At 47.9% G+C, this 21,629-nt stretch carries 17 protein-coding genes; 2 read left to right on the top strand and 15 right to left on the bottom strand.

Annotated elements, in window-relative coordinates:
- Positions 1 to 20 precede the first annotated feature (20 nt).
- The 4 genes from K0H59_RS06065 to recA form a co-directional block, all read right to left on the bottom strand.
- A complete protein-coding gene (locus K0H59_RS06065; protein WP_220054963.1) occupies positions 21 to 1,277 on the bottom strand; it encodes an aspartate kinase in 1,257 nt (418 codons plus the stop codon).
- A gap of 9 nt (positions 1,278 to 1,286) precedes the next feature.
- Positions 1,287 to 3,911 (bottom strand): alanine--tRNA ligase, encoded by a 2,625-nt coding sequence (alaS, locus tag K0H59_RS06060; protein WP_220054962.1) that lies wholly within the window; start codon positions 3,909 to 3,911, stop codon positions 1,287 to 1,289.
- Positions 3,912 to 4,186: 275 nt separating this feature from the next.
- Positions 4,187 to 4,654: a regulatory protein RecX gene (locus K0H59_RS06055; RefSeq protein WP_408733577.1), complete on the bottom strand. Its 468-nt coding sequence runs from the start codon at positions 4,652 to 4,654 to the stop codon at positions 4,187 to 4,189.
- Positions 4,655 to 4,671: 17 nt separating this feature from the next.
- The gene (gene recA / locus K0H59_RS06050) at positions 4,672 to 5,745 is read right to left on the bottom strand and encodes a recombinase RecA (protein ID WP_011716225.1); all 1,074 of its coding nucleotides are present in this window, start codon (positions 5,743 to 5,745) and stop codon (positions 4,672 to 4,674) included.
- A 382-nt stretch (positions 5,746 to 6,127) separates the two neighbouring features.
- Between recA and mutS the strand changes: the two genes are divergently transcribed.
- Positions 6,128 to 8,713 carry a DNA mismatch repair protein MutS gene (gene mutS / locus K0H59_RS06045; protein WP_220054961.1) on the top strand — a complete coding sequence of 862 codons (2,586 nt, stop codon included), beginning with the start codon at positions 6,128 to 6,130 and terminating at the stop codon, positions 8,711 to 8,713.
- Positions 8,714 to 8,895: 182 nt separating this feature from the next.
- Here mutS and rpoS read toward each other — a convergent pair whose 3' ends face one another.
- The 11 genes from rpoS to mazG form a co-directional block, all read right to left on the bottom strand.
- On the bottom strand, positions 8,896 to 9,876 hold the full coding sequence (gene rpoS / locus K0H59_RS06040; protein ID WP_011621912.1) for an RNA polymerase sigma factor RpoS: 981 nt from the start codon (positions 9,874 to 9,876) through the stop codon (positions 8,896 to 8,898).
- Positions 9,877 to 9,956: 80 nt separating this feature from the next.
- Positions 9,957 to 10,853, bottom strand: a complete 897-nt coding sequence (locus K0H59_RS06035) for a peptidoglycan DD-metalloendopeptidase family protein (protein WP_220054960.1) — start codon at positions 10,851 to 10,853, stop codon at positions 9,957 to 9,959.
- Positions 10,854 to 10,950: 97 nt separating this feature from the next.
- Complete coding sequence (locus K0H59_RS06030) at positions 10,951 to 11,586, bottom strand: protein-L-isoaspartate(D-aspartate) O-methyltransferase (RefSeq protein WP_011621910.1); 636 nt, start codon at positions 11,584 to 11,586, stop codon at positions 10,951 to 10,953.
- On the bottom strand, positions 11,583 to 12,332 hold the full coding sequence (gene surE, locus K0H59_RS06025) for a 5'/3'-nucleotidase SurE (protein WP_220054959.1): 750 nt from the start codon (positions 12,330 to 12,332) through the stop codon (positions 11,583 to 11,585). The genes K0H59_RS06030 and surE overlap by 4 nt, the downstream gene beginning before the upstream one ends.
- Complete coding sequence (truD, locus tag K0H59_RS06020) at positions 12,329 to 13,471, bottom strand: tRNA pseudouridine(13) synthase TruD (protein ID WP_220054958.1); 1,143 nt, start codon at positions 13,469 to 13,471, stop codon at positions 12,329 to 12,331. Before truD ends, surE begins: the two co-directional genes overlap by 4 nt.
- Before the next feature lie 29 nt (positions 13,472 to 13,500).
- A complete protein-coding gene (gene ispF, locus K0H59_RS06015) occupies positions 13,501 to 13,980 on the bottom strand; it encodes a 2-C-methyl-D-erythritol 2,4-cyclodiphosphate synthase (protein ID WP_011621907.1) in 480 nt (159 codons plus the stop codon).
- Positions 13,981 to 14,031: 51 nt separating this feature from the next.
- The gene (gene ispD, locus K0H59_RS06010) at positions 14,032 to 14,781 is read right to left on the bottom strand and encodes a 2-C-methyl-D-erythritol 4-phosphate cytidylyltransferase (protein WP_220054957.1); all 750 of its coding nucleotides are present in this window, start codon (positions 14,779 to 14,781) and stop codon (positions 14,032 to 14,034) included.
- A 10-nt stretch (positions 14,782 to 14,791) separates the two neighbouring features.
- Complete coding sequence (gene ftsB / locus K0H59_RS06005) at positions 14,792 to 15,091, bottom strand: cell division protein FtsB (RefSeq protein ID WP_011625569.1); 300 nt, start codon at positions 15,089 to 15,091, stop codon at positions 14,792 to 14,794.
- Between the two features lie 100 nt (positions 15,092 to 15,191).
- Positions 15,192 to 16,487, bottom strand: coding sequence for a phosphopyruvate hydratase (gene eno, locus K0H59_RS06000; protein ID WP_011621904.1), 1,296 nt, complete (start codon positions 16,485 to 16,487; stop codon positions 15,192 to 15,194).
- Positions 16,488 to 16,700: 213 nt separating this feature from the next.
- Positions 16,701 to 18,341 carry a CTP synthase gene (locus K0H59_RS05995; RefSeq protein WP_023267550.1) on the bottom strand — a complete coding sequence of 547 codons (1,641 nt, stop codon included), beginning with the start codon at positions 18,339 to 18,341 and terminating at the stop codon, positions 16,701 to 16,703.
- 116 nt (positions 18,342 to 18,457) lie between these two features.
- Positions 18,458 to 19,336 carry a nucleoside triphosphate pyrophosphohydrolase gene (mazG, locus tag K0H59_RS05990; RefSeq protein WP_088210811.1) on the bottom strand — a complete coding sequence of 293 codons (879 nt, stop codon included), beginning with the start codon at positions 19,334 to 19,336 and terminating at the stop codon, positions 18,458 to 18,460.
- 817 nt (positions 19,337 to 20,153) lie between these two features.
- Between mazG and K0H59_RS05985 the strand changes: the two genes are divergently transcribed.
- Entirely contained in the window at positions 20,154 to 20,855 is a 702-nt protein-coding gene (locus K0H59_RS05985) for a hypothetical protein (RefSeq protein ID WP_140418325.1), read from the top strand.
- The last annotated feature ends 774 nt before the right edge of the window (positions 20,856 to 21,629 follow it).

Genomic DNA, 21,629 nt, shown 5'->3' with positions numbered 1-21,629 from the left:
ATACTCAAACAGTTATTTAATTACACCTTATTTAGCTCAAAGGCGTGATGTAACGCCCGAACCGCCTTGTGCAAGTCCCTTTCATCGATCACAGTTGACAATTTACTCTCCGATGTCGAAAGTAACTTAGCATGGATTGTTTCATTACCCAATACATCTAACATCTTAGTCAATAATCCAACTTTTGCCTGTAAACCTTTGCCAACTAAAGACACTTTTGCACGTTGGCGCTCAACAATCAATTGGCCTAGATCAAGACTTTCGCTTAAAAGCTCTAGCTCATGCAATAAAATATCGACCTTGGCTTCGGCCAGCATAAAACTGACACATTCGGCTGCTGAGGTTTCATTGAGTTTGAGCGGGGTAATAAATTCAACATCGATCTCAAGCCGTGCCAAACAGGCTAACAGTGCTTGATAATGCTCACTGCTGGTAAACAACCCTTTTATGGTTAAGGTCGCGAGCGCCTTATTAATCGCAATACCTTGCACGGATGCAGCCATCGCCAGCTCTGATTCGTCACCAAATTGGATCAATGTCCCATGTCCCGCCTCAAAGCTCGACAATACACGCAGTGGCACTTTAAAACGTTGTGCGTATTCAACCGAATCGGGATGCAACACCTTAGCGCCGAGTTTAGCCATTTCTAGCATCACATCAAAACCAATCACATCGAGGCGTCTGGCACTGCTGTCGATATTCGGATCGGTAGTAAAGACACCAGGCACATCGGTAAAGATTTGGCATTCATCGGCTTTTAACGCCGCAGCAAGTGCCACCGCCGTAGTATCAGAACCACCGCGCCCTAAGGTTGTCACATCACCATTGGGATCGATACCTTGAAAGCCAGCCACAATCGGCACAATACCGTCGTTTAGCAAGGAGGTTAAGTATGCCGTATCGACACGCTCAATACTCGCCCGACCAAACTGACTGTTTGTATGAATTTGCACTTGATCGCCAGTCAGGGATCTCGCCTTAATGCCGCAACGTTGTAACGCCATCGCCATTAACGCAATACTGATTTGCTCTCCCGTCGAGACCAGCATATCGAGTTCCCGCGCACTCGCGCGGGGATCGATTTGCGCCGCAAGCGCAAATAGTCTGTTGGTCTCCCCTGCCATCGCAGAAAGCACCAAGACCTGCAGCTCACCATTGTGAGCGGACTTTGCAATTTGCTCGGCAACCACTTCGATGCGTTCAATCGAACCCACCGAAGTGCCACCAAACTTCTTCACAAAAAGCTTGCTACCACTAAGCTTTCGTTTTTCGAGCACAGCAACCTCTTAAGCTAAACGCTCAGTAATCCAAGGTAATACTTGAGACAGTGCCGCATCCAGATTTTCTGGTTGGCTACCACCCGCTTGGGCCATATCAGGGCGACCACCGCCTTTACCACCCACCTGCGCAGCAACCATTGCAACCAGTTCACCGGCCTTCACTTTACCGACTAAGTCGTTGCTCACGCCCGCGATAAGGTTCACTTTGCCTTCTTGAGCCACACCAAGCAGGATAACGGCGGATTTCAGCTTTTGCTTTAACTCATCTTGCAGGCCACGCAGTGCACCTGCTTCAACGCCTTCAAGCTTCTTAATCAGCACATTTACGCCATTAACCACAACGGCATCACCGGCTAAATCCGCACTCGCTGCTGCAGCTAACTTATCTTTTAGTTGCTGCATGTCTTTTTCAAGTTGCTTCATTTTATCCAGTTGCGCTTTCAGCTTAGCCACAACCGATTGAGTATCGCCTTTCAGCAGTGCTGCAGCTTCTTCAAGTTGCGCTTGTTGCTGTGCCACATAGGCCATCGCCGCAGCGCCGGTTACCGCTTCGATACGGCGAACGCCCGCAGCAATACCGCCTTCAGAGGTAATTTTGAACAGACCAATGTCACCGGTACGGCCAACGTGAGTACCACCACACAGTTCGATAGAGAAATCGCCCATAGTGACAACACGCACCTCGGCATCATATTTCTCACCGAACAGCGCCATCGCGCCTTTTTCTTTCGCTTCATCAATCGCCATTTCAGCGACTTTCAGCTCATGGTTACGGCGAATTTGGGTGTTGACTAACTCTTCAACCTGTTTTAATTCCGCAGGTTTGACGGCTTCGAAATGAGAGAAGTCGAAACGTAAACGCTCAGGATCAACTAACGAACCTTTTTGAGTAACGTGAGTGCCTAATACTTGACGCAGTGCGGCGTGTAATAAGTGAGTAACTGAGTGGTTTAACTGAGTGCGGTGACGCAGTTTTTTGTCCACTTTGGCTTCAATAGCTTGACCAACACTGATAGTGCCAGCTGTTAATGTGCCCTTATGACCAGAGGCTTGACCGAATTTTTGAGTGTCGTTTACAACGAACTCAACACCTTCGGCTACCAGAACACCTTTATCGCCAACCTGACCACCTGATTCTGCGTAGAATGGCGTCACATCTAACACTACAACCGCTTCAGTGCCGGCAGAGATTGAATCTACTGATTCACCGTTAACATACAGTGCAGCTACCTTGCCTTCGCCCGCTAATTCGGTGTAACCGCAGAAGGACGTTTCTTCATCAATCTTGAGAGCTGCGTTGTAATCGGCGCCGAAGTTACCCGCGGCTTGAGCGCGACTACGTTGTTCAGCCATCGCAACTTCAAAGCCCGCTTCGTCGACGATAATGTTGCGCTCACGGCATACGTCAGCGGTTAAATCCACTGGGAAGCCGTAGGTATCGTACAGTTTGAAGACGGTTTCACCGTCCAAGGTATCGCCCTGCAATTCGTTTAACGCGCTATCCAGAATACCTAAACCACGCTCAAGCGTACGGGCAAACTGCTCTTCTTCGGCTTTAAGGGCTTTTTCAACAATCACTTGGGTATCGGCAAGACCTTTAGCAGCATCGCCCATCACTTCAATTAACGTCGGAACTAACTTGTAGAAGAAGGCTTCGGTGGCCCCTAACTTGTTACCATGACGCACGGCGCGGCGAATAATACGACGCAACACATAGCCACGACCTTCGTTTGATGGCATCACACCATCGGCAACTAAGAAGGCGCATGAACGGATATGGTCGGCAATAACGCGCAGTGACTTGTTAGTTAAATCAGTCACACCGATGATTTCGGCCGCTTTGGCAATCAAGGCGCGGAAAATATCGATTTCGTAGTTTGAATGAACGCCCTGCATAATCGCAGCAATACGCTCGATGCCCATACCGGTATCAACAGAGGGTTTTGGCAGCGGCAACATTTCACCAGACGCTTGGCGATTGTATTGCATGAATACGATGTTCCAGATTTCAATGAAACGGTCGCCATCTTCTTCTGGGCTACCAGGACGTCCGCCCCAAATGTGGTCGCCGTGGTCGTAGAAAATTTCGGTACATGGACCACAAGGACCCGTATCACCCATTTGCCAGAAGTTATCTGAAGCGTATGGCGCGCCCTTGTTATCGCCGATGCGAATGATGTTCTCAGCGGCAACACCAATCTTTTTATTCCAAATTTCAAAGGCTTCATCGTCTGTTTGGTAAACAGTCACACACAGACGCTCCTTTGGCAGCTTCAAGACTTCAGTCAGGAAGGTCCAACCAAAGTGAATAGCATCTTCTTTGAAGTAATCACCAAAGCTGAAGTTACCCAGCATTTCGAAGAAAGTATGGTGACGCGCGGTGTAACCAACGTTATCTAAATCGTTGTGTTTACCACCCGCACGGACGCAGCGTTGGGCAGTGGTCGCACGTGTATAGCTACGTTTGTCCATGCCAAGAAACACGTCCTTGAACTGGTTCATACCGGCGTTAGTGAATAAAAGCGTGGGATCGTTGCCTGGTACAAGAGAACTACTGTCCACAACTTGGTGACCATTGCTGCGGAAAAATTCGAGGAAAGCACTTCTAAGCGCTGCTGTCGTTTGATACATGAAATCGTCCTGAATTGGGTAAGCATGACCAGCTACACCATAAGGTAGCCGTATTTCTATTTGCCCAGCATTATAAGCAGACTGAGGAAAGACGACCAGCCTTGAATAGCGATATAGGCTTAGGAATCTCATATTTTCGGTGAGTTTGCCGCTAAGACATGGCTTATCACAAAGGCCAAGCGGTAAAGAGGAGTCGATGAGCCGGATCAGCACGTCGGCCGAACGTAAAGGACAATGACCAGACAAGCCAAGGGCGGCGAGTTTATGCCATGACGTTAGTCGTCATTATCTGCCAAAGGGTCGTAATCTAAGGCGTAGGAGACTTGTTCGTAATTAAAGCCTTGGCTCAGTAAAAACCGCACCCGTTTGGCTTTTTCTTTCGCCACTAACTCCCGGGATTGCGAGCCTTTAACCTCGGTGACTTTAGGGGTTACATATTTTTTGATGGCTTTGGCTTTTGCTAACTCAAACCAATCATGCTCATTTGCAGATAAGGCGGCTTCGATACAATCCTTTGAAAGCCCTTTTTGAGCAATGGCTTGACGGATACGAATAGGCCCATGGCCACGGGCAATATGGCTACGAACAAGAAGCTCGGCATAACGCTTATCATTGATAAAACCCGACGCTTCACAATCATCGAGCACGGGATCGATATCAACGACCTCAAAACCTTTTTCGAGCAGTTTGGAGCGGATTTCTTGGCGGGAATAGTCGCGGCGCGCTAACAGCGCGACCGCGATTTGACGGGCTGACTGGCTCAGAATACTTCGCCTGTTTCGAAATCAACATTGCCTTCGCTGTTTTCATCATCAGAAGAAGATGAAGACATAGCGCTTGGGTTACTCAGCAGTAACTCACGCAGTGTTTTATCGATTTCAGCGGCAATTGCTGGGTTTTCAGTCAGATATTTACCGGCATTTGCACGGCCTTGACCAATCTTGTCACCCTTGTAGCTGTACCATGCACCGGCTTTTTCAATCAGTTTATGGGCAACACCTAAATCGACTAACTCACCAGTACGGTTGATACCTTGACCGTAAAGAATTTGGAACTCAGCTTGTTTAAACGGCGCGGCAACCTTGTTTTTAACCACTTTAACGCGCGTCTCGTTACCCACCACTTCATCGCCTTCTTTGATAGCACCAGTACGGCGAATATCGAGACGAACAGAAGCGTAGAACTTCAGCGCGTTACCGCCCGTTGTGGTTTCTGGGTTACCAAACATCACACCAATCTTCATACGAATTTGGTTAATGAAGATTAATAGTGTATTCGATTGCTTGAGGTTACCCGCGAGCTTACGCATCGCTTGGCTCATCATACGCGCCGCTAGGCCCATGTGTGAGTCACCAATTTCACCTTCAATTTCCGCTTTGGGTGTTAATGCCGCAACCGAGTCAACGATGATCACATCTACCGCGCCAGAACGGGTTAACGCATCACAGATCTCAAGGGCTTGTTCGCCGGTATCGGGTTGTGAACACAGTAAGTTATCGATATCTACGCCTAACTTTTTAGCATAGATAGGGTCTAGCGCGTGCTCGGCGTCGATAAAGGCACAGGTTTTACCTTCGCGCTGAGCAGCGGCAATCACTTCTAATGTCAGCGTCGTTTTACCTGATGATTCGGGACCATAGATCTCAACGATACGTCCCATTGGTAAACCGCCAGCCCCTAAGGCGACGTCAAGGGAAAGTGAACCAGTAGAAATAGTCTCAACATCCATAGAGCGGTCTTCGCCCAGCTTCATGATGGAGCCTTTACCAAATTGCTTTTCAATTTGGCTCAATACCGCAGCAAGTGCTTTCTCTTTGTTTGGATCGACCTTCATTCCTGTTCCCTCATCAAGACAGTATCAGTACTGTCAAAAGTGATATTCAATTTAATAAAGCGGGTAATACAAAAAGCGAGGCTCTTTGTCATAATCTGCTGACTAGTATACTGTACAATCATACAGTATCAAGACCTGTGAATGATTTATTTTTCAGTCAGAAAATTTTCCCGTTGAGACAAGCTTTTACCGACTCGTGCTGCAGATTTGTCAGGATATCAGTGAATATCCATGGTTTAAGGGTCAATTTTCAGAAAATTATTGCTAAGATTGGCGTCAATTTATTTTAGACAGTAATAGTGCACATCCACTGATTTTTTATCCCATTACTGTACGACTTATTTCCCCGCTTTGGGCCGGCATAACGGACGAAAACGATTTAATGAATCCTATAGATACCGATGATTTAGAAAAACATACCCCTATGATGCGTCAATATTTGACCATGAAAGCCGAGCATCACGACATGCTGCTGTTTTATCGTATGGGTGACTTCTATGAACTCTTCTATGATGACGCAAAACGAGCCTCTGAATTATTGGGCATTTCCCTTACGGCCCGCGGCAAAAGTGGCGGTGACCCGATCCCGATGGCGGGTATCCCTTACCATGCCGTTGAAGGCTATCTGGCCAAATTGGTTCAAATTGGTCAATCAGTCGCGATCTGTGAGCAGATTGGCGATCCTGCTACCTCAAAAGGCCCAGTTGAGCGAAAAGTGGTGCGCATCGTCACCCCAGGTACTTTGACCGACGAAGCGCTATTGCAGGAGAGACAAGACAATCTGTTAGCCGCGGTTTACCAAGGTAAAGTCGGTTTTGGCTACGCGACCCTCGATGTGTCTTCCGGCCGTTTCGTGATTGCAGAATTAGAGACAAAAGAGTCCCTCGAAGCCGAGCTGCAACGTACCAATCCGGTCGAAATTCTCTATAGCGAAGATTTTGGCGCGATGGAGCTATTGCACCATTTTAAAGGCAAGCGTCGCCGCCCCGAGTGGGAGTTTGATTACGATACCAGCATTAAACTGCTGCTGGCACAATTTGGCACTAAGGATTTGCACGGCTTTGGGATTACCGATGCAAGGCTTTCGCTACAGGCGGCTGGCTGCTTGATGCAATATGTAAAAGACACCCAGCGCACCGCCCTACCCCATATCAATGCCATTACCCGTTTCAATCAAACCGATACGATTGTCTTGGATGCGGCAACGCGCCGTAACCTCGAGCTGACACAAAATTTGAGTGGTGGTCGAGATAACACCCTAGCAGCAGTGCTCGACAATACCGCCACCGCAATGGGCAGCCGGATGTTGCAACGCTGGATCCATCAGCCGCTAAGAGACCATGCCCAGATTTTTGCTCGCCAAACGGCCGTAAATGAGTTGCTCGAGACCACTGTCCATGAGTCATTGCATGAGCAGCTTAAAGCCCTAGGCGATATTGAACGTATCATGGCAAGGCTGGCGCTGCGTACCGCTCGTCCAAGGGATTTTGCCCGCCTACGCCAAGCATTAAACCTATTGCCTCAGTTGCAACATACACTCGCGCAGTTAAGTGCGCCCCATACGGTGAAACTAGGCCAACTCTTAGGTGAGTTTCCCGAAGAGCAACAACTGCTTGAGCGAGCCATTGTCGATAATCCGCCCATGCTTATCCGTGATGGCGGCGTGATCCGTGAAGGCTACAATGCCGAGCTAGATGAATGGCGTGGCTTAAGTGAAGGAGCCACAGATTATCTGGTTCAGCTCGAGGCGCGGGAAAAAGAGCGTACCGGCATTGCCACGTTGAAGGTTGGCTACAACCGAGTGCATGGCTACTACATCGAAGTCAGTCGCCTGCAATCACAACAAGTGCCATTAAATTACCAGCGCCGTCAAACCCTTAAGAATATGGAGCGTTACATCACGCCTGAACTAAAGGAATACGAAGAAAAAGTGCTGTCGAGCCAAGGCAAAGCGCTCGCCCTTGAAAAACAACTTTGGGACGAATTGTTTGATTTAATCCTCCCCAAGTTGCATGAGCTACAAGCCTTTGCCAGAGCCGCAGCCGAACTCGATGTGCTGAGTAACTTTGCCGAACGTGCCGAAACCTTAGGCTATACCTGCCCAGAACTGAGCAGCGAAATCGGAGTAAAAATCGAAGCGGGTCGCCATCCAGTGGTCGAGCGTGTGAGTCAAACGCCTTTTATCGCCAACCCTGTCACCCTGCACAATCAACGCCGGATGTTAATTGTCACCGGTCCAAACATGGGCGGTAAATCGACCTACATGCGCCAAGTAGCGCTTATTACGCTAATGGCACACATTGGCTGCTTTGTGCCAGCAGATCGCGCCATCATTGGCCCTATCGATCGGATTTTTACTCGGATTGGCGCCTCAGACGATCTCGCCTCTGGTCGCTCAACCTTTATGGTGGAAATGACTGAAACGGCAAATATCCTCCACAATGCGACCGCACAAAGTTTAGTCTTGATGGATGAAATTGGCCGTGGCACCTCAACCTACGATGGTCTTTCATTAGCTTGGTCCGCAGCGGAATATTTAGCGCAGCAGGTCGGTGCGATGACGCTGTTTGCGACCCATTATTTCGAGTTAACACAATTACCGGAACTCATGGCTGGCGTCTATAACGTGCACCTCGATGCGATTGAGCACGAAGACACCATCGCCTTTATGCATGCGGTGCAAGAAGGTGCGGCCAGTAAGAGTTATGGCCTACAAGTTGCGGCCCTTGCCGGGGTGCCAGCTCGGGTGATTAAGGCGGCAAAACACAAGTTACATCAGCTTGAGAGCCGCGATCATCAAGTGGAAGGTGCTAATGTTAACGGCACTAGGGCACCGATCCAAACCCTGCTCGCCCTGCCTGAGCCAGTGGAGAATCCCGCCGTCAGCAAATTAAAAGCCATCAATCCTGATAACCTGACCCCAAAACAGGCGCTGGATTTACTCTACGAGCTAAAACGCTTGAGTTAATACATTGAGTGAAAAACTCGCGATAGCATAAACGCAAAAGCATAAAAAAACGCCCTGAAAATTGGGCGTTTTTTATGACTTGTTGAACTGGTTTAAGGCTAAATATCGAAACTTTAATCTCTAAACTTTAGTCTCTTAACTTTTCTCTCTGAACCTTAATTTCTAAGCCTAATTTCTAAACCTTAGTTTCTAAAGAGTGCCTCTACGGAGAGACCTTGAGCGCCCAGCAAATCACGTAGGCGTTTTAGGGCTTCCACTTGAATTTGGCGAACACGTTCACGGGTGAGGCCAATTTCAGCACCGACGTCTTCAAGGGTTGAGGGTTCATAACCTAATAAGCCAAAGCGGCGCGCTAACACTTCTCTTTGCTTGGTATTGAGTTCGTTAAGCCATTTCACCACTGAGTTCGAAATGTCTTCATCTTGTACTTTATAGTCTGGGCCTACGTTGTCGTCATCGGCAAGCACATCGAGTAACGCCTTGTCGTTATCGCCACCTAAGGGGATATCGACAGAGGTGATCTTCTCATTGAGCTTCAGCATACGGCTGACGTCAACACTGGATACTTGCAGTTTCTCGGCAATTTCTTCTGCCGTAGGTTCGTGGTCAAGTTTTTGCGCTAATTCCCGAGCCGTACGTAAATACACGTTGAGTTCTTTTACAACATGGATTGGCAAGCGAATCGTGCGGGTTTGATTCATGATGGCACGTTCAATCGTTTGTCTGATCCACCAAGTCGCATAGGTTGAGAAACGGAAGCCTCTTTCTGGATCGAATTTTTCCACCGCACGGATCAAGCCAAGATTACCCTCTTCGATTAAATCCAGCAGCGCTAGGCCACGATTATTGTAACGGCGGGCAATTTTAACCACGAGTCGCAGGTTACTCTCAATCATGCGATTACGGGATTTTTCGCAGCCTTTTAAGGCCTTACGGGAAAAGTAAACTTCTTCTTCTGCGCTAAGCAGTGGGGAAAACCCTATTTCACCTAAATAGAGCTGGGTGGCATCAAGATTTTTTTGCAGGTCATCTTGAACCTGTTGTTCGAGTCCTAGTTCTTGAACTAAATCAGCGGCAATATCCTCTTTATCGAGATCAAACTCTGCGGTATCTACGGAAAAATCTACTAGTTCTTCTGCGGCAGTGCTATTTATGCGGCTCATGATCAAATCTCCCAAACCTAATGTAAACTGCTTGAATTACTGCAATTTTTTATCCTCCATGCCAACAAGGCCCTAAACAATCATTGCTTAGGTAAATAATTAAGTGGGTTAACAGACTGACCGTGGTAACGGATCTCGAAGCGAAGCATTACCTGATTAGTACCTGTACTGCCCATTTTTGCAACTGTCTGTCCAGCGAGGACATGTTGCTTTTCTTCGACTAAGATCTGATCTGCATGAGCATAGGCACTAAGGTAATCGTCACTATGTTTAATAATCACTAAATTACCATAACCCCTAAGAGCACTACCTGCGTATACCACCCGCCCATCTGCAGCGGCTTTGATGATATCTCCGCGTTTTCCTGCGATCTTAATTCCTTTATTTCCCTGCTCATTGGCAGAGTATGTCCCAATCAATTTACCTCTTACTGGCCATTGCCACTGACTGACACTGTCTGGCAGTGTTGATGTCGGGGCGACGATCGAAGGGTTAACATTTTGTTGAGAGCTTGTTGCAGAATACGCAGGCTTGGCTTTCTGATCAAGTGTTTTTTTCTGCTGTTCACTTGACAAGTTTTTCGCGGAAGAATTGTTACTAGCTGATTGTTTATCAAGAGAATTAGCTTTATTTTGCCCTTTAGAGGCAGAATTACTTCCACCTAAAGTTGTAGAGCCTTTGCCATTTTGCCCGCGATCATTCGTTAAATATAGAATCTGTCCAGGGTAGATGGTGTACGATTTATCTAATTGATTAATTTTAGCAATTTCGGCGAAATCTTTACCTGCAGCCCAAGAGATCGAGTAAAGGGTGTCACCTTTCTTAACTTTATATGAATTAGATTTAATGTGGCCTTTGTTATGTTTGGAATAACTGTGGGAAAGACTTTCGACAGGTGCGGGGCGACTCGCCTGAAAGCTACAGCCCGCAAGCAACAACACTAAACTGAGGTTTAAGAGTAAACCCACATTCAACAATAAAAACTCCTCTTTAGGGCTATCTTACTGTTTTACCTAATTATAAAGGTCAAGTATTTAACGAAGTGACCTAAAGCTAAAAACTTAAGCGCATAACTTAAGCGAGCTCGCCATTGACCAAGGGAACAAACTTGACGGTTTCGATCACTTCGGAACTAAAACGGTCCGAGCGGCGGGTAAAGCGCATCAATTGCTGCGTCTCTTCACCAACGGGGATAATTAATACGCCGCCTTCGGCTAGCTGGGACAATAAGGCTTCGGGAACCTTGGCCGCTGCCGCCGTGACCATAATACCATCAAAGGGACTGCGATTCGGCCAGCCCTGCCAACCATCGCCATATTTGAATGACACATTATGCAGATCGAGTCGCTTTAATCTTTGCCTCGCTTGGATCTGTAACCCTTTGATACGCTCAATGGTGCACAGTTCTGGCACCAATTGCGCGAGGATTGCCGCTTGATAGCCAGAGCCCGTTCCCACCTCAAGTACCTTTTGCGGCTGATGTTGGAGCAGTAACTCTGTCATACGCGCGACGATATAAGGCTGAGAAATGGTTTGTCCTTGACCTATGGGCAAGGCAGTATTTTCATAGGCTTTATGGGCCAACGCATTATCAAGAAACAGTTCGCGCGGGGTATGGGATATTGCCTTAAGAACGGCTGGATGGCGGATCCCCGCCTCCTGAAGCTTTTTAGCTAAATTCACCGCCGATGTTAAGGCAACTCGAGTCATATTTTATCTACCCAATCTTGCAATACCGATAATTGTCTATACGCGGTCAAGTCCACGGTTAAGGGAGTGATCGACACATAACCATGGGCTACCGCATGGAAGTCCGTTCCTTCACTCGCATCTTGTTCTACACCCGGTGGGCCAAGCCAAAAAATCTCTTTTCCCGCAGGATCCTGCGTTCGCACTATGCCTTCGGCCTTATGCCGTGCACCCAAGCGCGTCACCCTGATCCCTTTAATCTCATCGAGCGGTAAGTCAGGCACATTAATATTGAGGATCTGATCGCTAGCAATCGGATGAGCTAACAGCCCCTGCACGATCCGCCGCGCATACACAGCCGCGGTGTGATAATGCTTTAATGCCTTACCATTGAGCGAAATCGCAACGGCGGGGAAACCTAAAAAACGCCCCTCCATCGCCGCCGCTACTGTGCCCGAATATAAAGTGTCATCCCCCATATTCGCGCCAGCATTGATGCCCGACACCACCATATCCGGCTCACCATCACACAGCTCACGTATGGCTAAGTGAACGCAATCCGTGGGGGTACCGTGAACCGAAATATAACCATTATCTAACCTATTAATTCTTAATGGGTTAGTCAAGGTTAAAGAGTTACTTGCGCCGGAGCAATTACGATCGGGCGCGACCGTCATCACAGTAGCGATTTCGGCGAGCGCCTCGGTTAAGGCTTTGATCCCCGGAGCATTCACCCCATCATCATTACTGACTAGGATGCGGATCATGAAGCGGACTCATCATGCTTTGGCGCACTGGTCTCTGGGGTATTGAGCTCAGCCGTCTGACTCACTGTTGCAGTATTAGCCTCAGCATCATTCGCATCAGGCATGACTGTCGCTTGCCATTGCAGCTCTTTCACATCTTGATAATCAACCAACTCTCTTAACAGCGATGTCGCAAAGCTACCCGCAGGTAAGATAAATTCGAGCACTAATCCGTCCGTGGTTTGCTCGTATTTAAGGCCTTGAGGTTCAAGCAGCAATGGGCGACGCTCTTGTTCAAGCCCCGCGTGCTCAAGGCCGTAGCAATCTTCGCTCAGCTCTGCCATGGCGAGGGTTTCAACCTCGGCAGCTTCGCCCTGCGGCAGCATTTTTCCGCGTCCCCAGAGTGGCGCAGAAAGCTGAATATCCTTCTCAATCAAGCGTTTTAATACCACTAAGTCCCATTCTGGCGTGACGAAAAAGCTCTTACTGCCCGCCAGCATCACGCAATCCCCCGCTAAGGGTTTAGTGCCATGATTCGCCAAACGATAGGAAACAACGGTATTGAACAGATTGGAGCGCACCGCAGACAGATACATGCTGCGCTTATTACGGTCTTTCACCTTTTTGCCCGCCAGCATTTGCCGTCCCATCACGAGGTTTTTACCATCGTGGCCGAAACGCTGCTCACCAAAATAGTTAGGCACACCAATTTGGCTAACTTTTTCGATGCGGCTGATAATGTCTTCCACGTTTGTGACATTGCGCAGGGTAAGAATAAAGCGGTTGCCCAAGAGCGCGCCAATACGTAATTTTTTGCTGTGACGACTACTGGATAAAATGGTTAAACGCTCGCTGTTTAGCTCGCTCCACGCCGGGGTTTCTTTACCTGGGATACGAATGCCAAACCACTGTTCTGTGATGGCATTTTTATCTTTTTGTCCGGCATAGGTCACTTCTTTGGGATGAACCTTAGCGAACTTGGCCAGCATTTCAGCCACTTGCACCGTATTCAACCCATCCTTACGTATGTGGACTAAATGATGCTCGCCCTCGCCCGACGGGCTAAAAGGCAAAATCTCTTTCACGATAAAGTCGCTGTTAACGGTTCTTAAATCGGCGGTGGCCGTCGGTTTGCCATACAGGTAATGTAGTTCGCTCATGGGTCTTTCTTATCTCTTAAAGTTTCAGGCTATTGGCGGCTGAGTAATACAACGGCTTCGACCGCAATGCCTTCTTTACGGCCGGTAAAGCCGAGTTTTTCTGTGGTGGTGGCCTTAACGTTGATATCGGCAATGTCAGCATTAAGATCGGCCGCCAACACTTGGCGCATATCCTCGATATGCGGCGCCATCTTAGGCGCCTGGGCAATGATAGTGACATCCAGATTACCCAGCTCAAATCCCTTCGCCCGCGCTAACGCATAACAGTGTCGCAGCAAGACGCGACTATCGGCGCCCTTATAGGCGGCATCGGTATCGGGGAAATGTTTACCAATATCCCCAAGGGCCATCGCCCCTAGAATGGCATCGGAGATGGCATGCAACACCACATCACCGTCGGAATGAGCCACCAACCCAGTTTCGTAAGGGACTTCGACCCCACATAAAATTAACGGGCGCGCTTCACCAAATTTATGGACATCAAAACCATGGCCGATTCGGATTTTCATTACTTATTTCCTAACGTATTTAATAGATTGCGCAATTCACTCTGCTTGGCTTCAAGCATTCGCGCGCAGTAAAAAAAGCTCTGCCAACTCCAAATCATCGGGATGGGTGACTTTAATGTTATCCGCCCGTCCAGCGACCAAACCAGGGGAAATGCCCGCCCACTCCATCGCCGAGGCTTCATCGGTCACGACGGCCCCCGCGGCAAGCGCTGCTTTTAAATGTAATCGCAACAAGGAGGTTGGGAATAACTGCGGCGTCAACGCATGCCAGAGATTATCGCGGCAAACGGTCGAGATAATTTCACCTAAGCTATTGGCGCGCTTCATGGTATCCCGCACTGGCATGGCCAAAATCGCCCCTTGGGGAAAATGCACCCGCGATGCCAACAATTTATCTATGTCTTGCGCCGTCAGGCAGGGTCTGGCCGCATCGTGAACTAAAGCCCAACCATTATCAGGCGCCTTATCGAGTGCCGCCAGCACCGAGTCGGCGCGCTCAGAGCCGCCAATAACAGTCACCAGCTTGGGATGCTTGGCCTGAGGCAACGCGGCAAACTCGGTATCCTCAGGATGCAGCGCCACAATCACTTGGTTAATTTGCGGATGGGACAATAATTTATCTAAGGTATGGGCCAGAATGCTTTGTCCCTGCAAGGTTAAATATTGCTTGGGTTTGCCCGCGCCCATGCGGCTGCCAATCCCCGCGGCGGGCACAATCGCCACCACATGGTGCGAGAAAGGATCAATTTGAACAGCTACTTGGGTTTCGACCTGCGGCGCGGCCTCTAATACGGTATCCATAGGCGCTCCGTTACTGCGAGGGACTCGATACTGAACGGTCACCGCCTACCACGCGATAGAAGGTTTCGCCTTCTTTCACCATGCCTAGCTCGTTACGCGCCCGCTCTTCAATCGCTTCGGTGCCACTCTTAAGGTCGATAATTTCCTCTTTAAGCACTTGATTACGCTCATTGAGTTTTGCATTACCTTCTTGCTGAGCCGCGATCTGTTTTTGCAGAACAAAGTATTCGGGCAGGCTGTTATCGCCCGACCACAGCCGATATTGCAGCAAACCGAGAAGCACTATGAGTGCAATGACAAAGAATTTCATGGAGGAATTAGCGTCAGTATCTTGAATTAAAAAAATATACTGCAGATAGTACAACAAAAAAGGCCACCAAGTGGTGGCCTTTTTACATCAGACGACTAAATTACGCCTGACCTTTGATTTCTTTCAAACCACGGTATGGCGCTTTTTCACCTAATTGCTCCTCGATACGCAGCAATTGGTTGTATTTAGCAACACGGTCAGAACGGCACAGTGAACCGGTCTTGATTTGACCAGCCGCAGTACCTACCGCTAAATCAGCGATAGTCGCGTCTTCAGTTTCACCACTACGGTGTGAAATCACCGCAGTGTAACCCGCTGCTTTTGCCATACGGATAGCCGCTAAGGTTTCAGTTAATGAACCGATTTGGTTGAACTTGATCAAGATTGAGTTAGCGATGCCATTCTCGATACCACGGGTTAAGATCTTAGTGTTAGTTACGAATAAATCGTCGCCCACTAATTGGATCTTGTCGCCCATGATCTTAGTTTGGTATGCCCAACCATCCCAATCTGACTCGTCCAGACCGTCTTCAATAGAGACGATTGGATATTGCTCAGTCAGTGATTTCAGGAAGTCAGAGAAACCGTTTGAATCGAATACTTTACCTTCGCCAGACAGATCATATTTACCGTCTTTGTAGAACTCAGAAGCAGCGCAGTCTAATGCCAGAGTCACGTCAGTACCCAGCTTGTAACCTGCTAATTCAACAGCTTCTTTGATTACCGCTAATGCATCAGCGTTAGAAGACAGGTTAGGTGCGAAACCACCTTCGTCACCCACAGAAGTGCTTAAACCTTTACCGTGCAGTACTTTTTTCAGGGTGTGGAAAATCTCAGCGCCCATACGTAAAGCTTCGCGGAAGTTTTTCGCGCCAACAGGTTGAACCATGAACTCTTGGATATCAACGTTGTTATCCGCGTGCTCGCCACCGTTAAGGATGTTCATCATAGGCACTGGCATAGCGTATTGGCCAGGAGTGCCGTTCAATTCAGCAATGTGAGCGTATAGAGGCATGCCTTTGAATGCTGCAGCCGCTTTTGCCGCCGCTAAAGACACAGCCAGAATCGCGTTAGCGCCTAACTTGTCTTTGTTTTCAGTGCCGTCTAAGTCGATCATGATTTGATCAAGTTCAGCTTGTGCAGTCGCATCTTTACCGATTAACGCTGCACGGATAGGACCGTTTACGTTAGCCACAGCCGTTAATACGCCTTTACCTAAGTAACGGCTCTTGTCGCCATCACGCAGTTCCAGCGCTTCGCGGCTACCGGTAGAAGCACCAGATGGCGCAGCCGCCATACCGATAAAACCACCTTCTAAATGCACTTCGGCTTCAACTGTTGGGTTACCACGAGAATCCATAATCTCGCGACCAATCACGTTAATAATCTTAGCCATATTACCCTCGATTTAAGTTTAAAAGAGAAAAGAAAAAACCAATACCAATGGGAATTAACAGATGTAGAGTACGACCAAAATCTTTAAATTCCGTTTACTATTTCCGTCTATACGCATGTCGTTTATACACATGGGTATGAGTTTTGACTCATGATTACGCGGCCTGAGTGTAACAAAAGGCCGGGCCCACTGTCGCGGGTCCGGCCTTAAAATTTATTTCTTCAGATCACGTTTTTGATGTGCACTTGCGGCAGCAACGAAACCTTCGAACAATGGATGACCATCGCGTGGGGTCGAAGTGAATTCTGGGTGGAATTGACCCGCTACAAACCAAGGATGATCTTTAAGCTCAATCATCTCAACCAGTTTACGGTCAGAAGATAAACCACTAAATACTAGGCCCGCTTGCTCTAAACGTTCTCTGTACTTGTTGTTCACTTCGTAACGGTGACGGTGACGTTCAACACAAGTGTTACCTTTGTACGCTTGCGCCGCTTTTGAACCTTCAAGCAGGTGACATAACTGCGCACCTAAACGCATAGTGCCACCTAAATCAGAGGCCTCATGGCGTTGTTCAACGTTACCTTCTTCGTCAACCCATTCAGTGATTAAACCAACCACTGGGAATGGCGTTGCTTTATTGAATTCAGTTGAGTGTGCGTCGGCCATGCCAGCAACGTTACGAGCAAATTCAATCAGCGCCACTTGCATACCTAAACAGATACCAAAGTACGGCAGCTCGTTTTCACGGGCATATTTAGCCGCCAGGATCTTACCTTCCACACCGCGCTCACCGAAGCCGCCTGGGACTAAGATACCGTCTAAACCTTGCAGCACTTCATCGCCTTTCGCTTCAACGGTTTGTGAGTCAATATACTTGATGCTCACAGATACACGGTTCTTCAGACCCGCGTGTTTTAATGCTTCGTTGACTGACTTATAGGCGTCTGGCAGTTCGATGTATTTACCGACCATACCAATCACGACTTCGCCGTTTGGATTGGCTTCTTGGTAAATCACGTTTTCCCACTCAGACAAGTCGGCTTCGCGGCACTCTAAGCCAAAACGCTTAACGACTAGATCATCTAACCCCTGTGAGCGCAGCAGCGCTGGGATTTTGTAGATGCTGTCGACGTCTTTTAATGAAATAACCGCACGTTCTTCAACGTTACAGAATAACGAAATCTTCGCACGCTCGTTGGCAGGAATCGCACGGTCGCCACGGCAGATCAGCACATCCGGTGCAATACCGATAGAACGCAATTCTTTGACAGAATGTTGAGTCGGTTTCGTTTTCACTTCACCCGCAGCGCCAAGGAATGGCACTAAGGTTAAATGCATAAACAGGGTACGATCGCGGCCCAGTTCAACGCCTAATTGGCGGATAGACTCAAGGAATGGCAGTGATTCGATATCACCCACAGTACCACCGATTTCAACGATAGCCACATCGTGACCTTCACCACCTGCAATCACTTTTTCTTTGATCGCGTTAGTGATGTGTGGGATCACCTGAATCGTCGCGCCTAAATAGTCACCGCGACGCTCTTTACGCAACACTTCCTCGTAAATACGACCCGTAGTGAAGTTGTTGCGACGGTTCATCTTAGTGCGGATGAAACGCTCATAGTGGCCAAGGTCAAGGTCTGTTTCTGCGCCGTCCTCAGTCACAAACACTTCACCATGTTGCGTTGGGCTCATGGTACCTGGATCAACGTTAATGTATGGGTCCAGTTTCATGATGGTTACATTGAGACCACGGGCCTCTAAAATTGCGGCTAATGAAGCGGCTGCAATGCCTTTACCTAGTGATGAAACCACACCACCAGTAACGAAGATATACCTTGTAGTCATGCTGAACCTGAGAAAATGAGTTTGAAAATACGTGCTTGTAAGAAAGCACTAGGACGGGGCAGTAGTATACCAAAGGTGTTGCCATTCGACAAACACCAATCCGGATAATTTGCCCTTTATCTTGGCTCGCCCTGTTTAACCTTATCCCAATAGGCATCTAACTCTTCTAAGCTATGTTCTTCTAATGCTTTATTATTTTGTCTTGCAAATGCCTCTACACCTTTAAAACGGCGTTCAAATTTAACATTGGCTTGGCGCAGTGCTTGTTCTGGATCCACCTTTAAATGACGCGCCAAATTCACCACCGCAAATAATAAGTCGCCCATTTCGGCCTGTACTTTGGCTTGGTCGAGCGTTGGCTGATTCACCTCCGCCAGCACTTCACCAATTTCTTCATGGATTTTTGCGACCACTGGCTCAAGCTCAGGCCAATCGAACCCGACACGCGCGACCCGCTGCTGAATTTTGATTGAACGCGATAACGCCGGCTGCGCGCGCGGAATATCATCAAGCACAGAAACCTCGCTTGATGAAGCCACCCCAGCCGCCAGAGCCTTTTGTTCACGCTCGCTAGCTTTGATTGCTTCCCAATTGGCCTTCATCTGCTGACTACTGGCATCCGCCTCAAACGTAGCTTCACCAAACACATGGGGATGACGGCGGGTCAATTTATCGGTGATTTTATTGACGACAGTGCTGAAATCGAACCTGCCCTGCTCTTTGCCAAGCTGGCAATAAAACACCACTTGGAATAATAAATCCCCCAGCTCATCGGGCAATTCGTCTAGGGCTAAACGCTCAATCGTGTCAGCCACCTCATAGGCCTCTTCGAGGGTAAAAGGCACTATGGTTTGATAAGTCTGGGCTTTATCCCATGGGCAACCCGTTTGCGGATCGCGCAGCTTCTCCATAATCTTCAGTAGCGGCGCAACATCGGTTGCAGAAAATGATGTTGCTGAAAGCTCAGTAATAGAAGGCGTGGTATGGGAAGTCATGCAGATATCCTTTCAAGAGAGTCGACACAGGTGCTGGATGCGTAAACAGGAATACACTCAAGCTGAGTCGCAACTAAGGCTGTAATAAGGGCAATAAAGCGCTAATGATAAAGTAGCCAAGCTCAAAGTGCTATTTAGAGTCTGGGTATTAGGTTTTAACGAAGAGGATATGCCCTAAAACTAGATAAGTATGTCGTCAGGTGTGTAGGATGAATTGTCATTGTTTCCCCTGTGACACGCCATAAACTCGTCCCTGAGGGCTCGACGGCGGCATCTGCAGCACACGGAAGTGTAAATGCCGCGATCACATGGATGTGAAAGAGCGGCCATGTCGCCAACGGTCACAGTTGCAACAATGACAATCTTTACGACCATCGAACTGTTCATCTGGCTAAAAGCTTTTTGCCCCTCCCTTATTTCGGTTCGTTAGCTCAATCGAAAATTCCTACTCTTGTTGCCATACAAATTATCATTTAGTTACCTATGTTTGGCCCTACCGCGAAGCGACTAAGGACTAATAATGTATTGGTATACAGTCATATTTAAATTTAGGTGTTTTGGTATGATTTTCAGACAAAATCAGTGCGCACTAATTCCATCCGCAATAAATAAAACGCTATAAAATCAATTGACTATAATAGCTGGCTTTTAGTTCATAGGTTTGGAAAACGCGCATGCGCGTTTTTCCAGATGGTGTATCTGGCAGAAAGCTGATAAGTTCTTTGCATACAGATAGTTAACCGTGCGCGTTTTCACTGGTCCAACGAGATAAACGCGCATGCGCACGAATAAAATGTTAGAGCTCAACGAGGAAAGTATGGAAGAACTTCTAAATAATGGATGGGTTGTAGGCATCGGAGGTGGAGTTTTAAGTGGCCTCATTGTGGCGTGGCTCACTAGGACACTTTTCTCCAAAAAGGATCTTCGAGAGCTGGCAATAAACATCTCTTCTGCGAACAGAGAAATTCTGTACGCCATTCGCCCTGAAATCTCGGAAAGCAGCCTACCAGCGGTTGAAGTAATAGAAGCATTAAAAAACGCTACTGCTCGGAAGTACAAAATTGAACCACAACGATTACACGGCATCACGGAAATAGTTGAAGAGCTTATTAAGGAAATAATGGATTCAAGCTTTATTTCATCTTCAGCGAAAAAGGAATACTGTGAATCTCTTAAGACTCTAATACCAGAAAAAACCACAGAGATGGAAAATCTCTCAGAAGATCGCGAAGTCTTTGTTGCCCGCGTCGAGTACAAAGAGAAGATGACTTCTTTGCTTTCCCTTACGTTAGGGACTATTGCTGCCTTGGCTACGATGCTCACCTTCATTCGCAGTAGTTTTGAGTCATCTAGTATATTCGGCAAGGTAACCGAATCTTTTTTTCCAATGATTCTTATAATTACTTCTGTGATGTTGGTTATGACTGCAATGCAGGTAGCTATAAAGCTTAGGCATAAACGAATTAGAGCCGAAAATGGGATTCCAGATGAAGAAAGCTCTAACAAACGCGTCAATTAGGACGCTCGCAAGCTCGCGCCTATTACGCGGGCGTTATATGCCAAAGGAAGTCAATTGAAAACTCAGCTCTCACCCGAAGCACAGGCTCACCTTGAGGTTTTATATCAGGCGACGCTGATTGCAAGATCTCTAAGTTGGGACAACTCGAATGGCGCGAAATCAGAGCTCGTGGCTGACTTAATGGATGCTGTTCACAACATTCCATCTCACTTAAAGTCAGCGGCTATACCAGAGCAAGAATTTGTCCGAATATACTACGAGGCTTTTGATAAGAAGCACCCTATGACTGTATCGTTGGTCAAAATCTATAGTGGGTGCTTTTAGTTCAACCGCATATAACAACAAGGCCAGCCAGCAACGTTCCCTGCGGTCGCTGGACCTCGTTTCACTCGGCCGCTGCTGGCGGCGTTATCGCCATATAAATTTTTATCCGAAATTCACCAGATGCAACCGATGTCCTGACACGCTTTTGTCCCAAAGCATGCTGTGTGTCTCTTTGAAACCTGCAGCCAACAACGATGCTAGGAAGCTGAGCAATGGTGATTTGCGAGACGACCGTCCGCCCACGGCCGCTCTTTGGCATCCATGCCACCGCGGCATTCGTGAATCCATTCACATCAAACGGGGCGGTCGAGCATCCAAGGACGGACTCGCTGCGCGTCGGAGAGCAAATGCCATTGCTCAGAATGATGAACAGCCTCCCTGCCCCAATATATCTCTTATCAAAGTATTCTATATTGCTAATTTCGAGGCTAATCGCTTCGAAAGATATTG

The organism is Shewanella sp. FJAT-51649 (assembly GCF_019457435.1).
Classification (GTDB): Bacteria; Pseudomonadota; Gammaproteobacteria; order Enterobacterales; family Shewanellaceae; genus Shewanella; species Shewanella mangrovisoli.
The sequence above is the reverse complement of the archived record's forward strand: the minus strand, read 5'-3'. Positions and strand labels throughout refer to the sequence as shown.

Bases quoted from the DNA above. Each gene is read 5' to 3' on its own strand.
- alaS (WP_220054962.1), bottom strand. From the start codon at position 3,911: ATGTATCAAACGACAGCAGCGCTTAGAAGTGCTTTCCTCGAATTTTTC.
- recA (WP_011716225.1), bottom strand. From the start codon at position 5,745: ATGAAGGTCGATCCAAACAAAGAGAAAGCACTTGCTGCGGTATTGAGC.
- mutS (WP_220054961.1), top strand. From the start codon at position 6,128: ATGAATCCTATAGATACCGATGATTTAGAAAAACATACCCCTATGATG.
- rpoS (WP_011621912.1), bottom strand. From the start codon at position 9,876: ATGAGCCGCATAAATAGCACTGCCGCAGAAGAACTAGTAGATTTTTCC.
- K0H59_RS06030 (WP_011621910.1), bottom strand. From the start codon at position 11,586: ATGACTCGAGTTGCCTTAACATCGGCGGTGAATTTAGCTAAAAAGCTT.
- surE (WP_220054959.1), bottom strand. From the start codon at position 12,332: ATGATCCGCATCCTAGTCAGTAATGATGATGGGGTGAATGCTCCGGGG.
- truD (WP_220054958.1), bottom strand. From the start codon at position 13,471: ATGAGCGAACTACATTACCTGTATGGCAAACCGACGGCCACCGCCGAT.
- ispF (WP_011621907.1), bottom strand. From the start codon at position 13,980: ATGAAAATCCGAATCGGCCATGGTTTTGATGTCCATAAATTTGGTGAA.
- ispD (WP_220054957.1), bottom strand. From the start codon at position 14,781: ATGGATACCGTATTAGAGGCCGCGCCGCAGGTCGAAACCCAAGTAGCT.
- ftsB (WP_011625569.1), bottom strand. From the start codon at position 15,091: ATGAAATTCTTTGTCATTGCACTCATAGTGCTTCTCGGTTTGCTGCAA.
- eno (WP_011621904.1), bottom strand. From the start codon at position 16,487: ATGGCTAAGATTATTAACGTGATTGGTCGCGAGATTATGGATTCTCGT.
- K0H59_RS05995 (WP_023267550.1), bottom strand. From the start codon at position 18,341: ATGACTACAAGGTATATCTTCGTTACTGGTGGTGTGGTTTCATCACTA.
- mazG (WP_088210811.1), bottom strand. From the start codon at position 19,336: ATGACTTCCCATACCACGCCTTCTATTACTGAGCTTTCAGCAACATCA.
- K0H59_RS05985 (WP_140418325.1), top strand. From the start codon at position 20,154: ATGGAAGAACTTCTAAATAATGGATGGGTTGTAGGCATCGGAGGTGGA.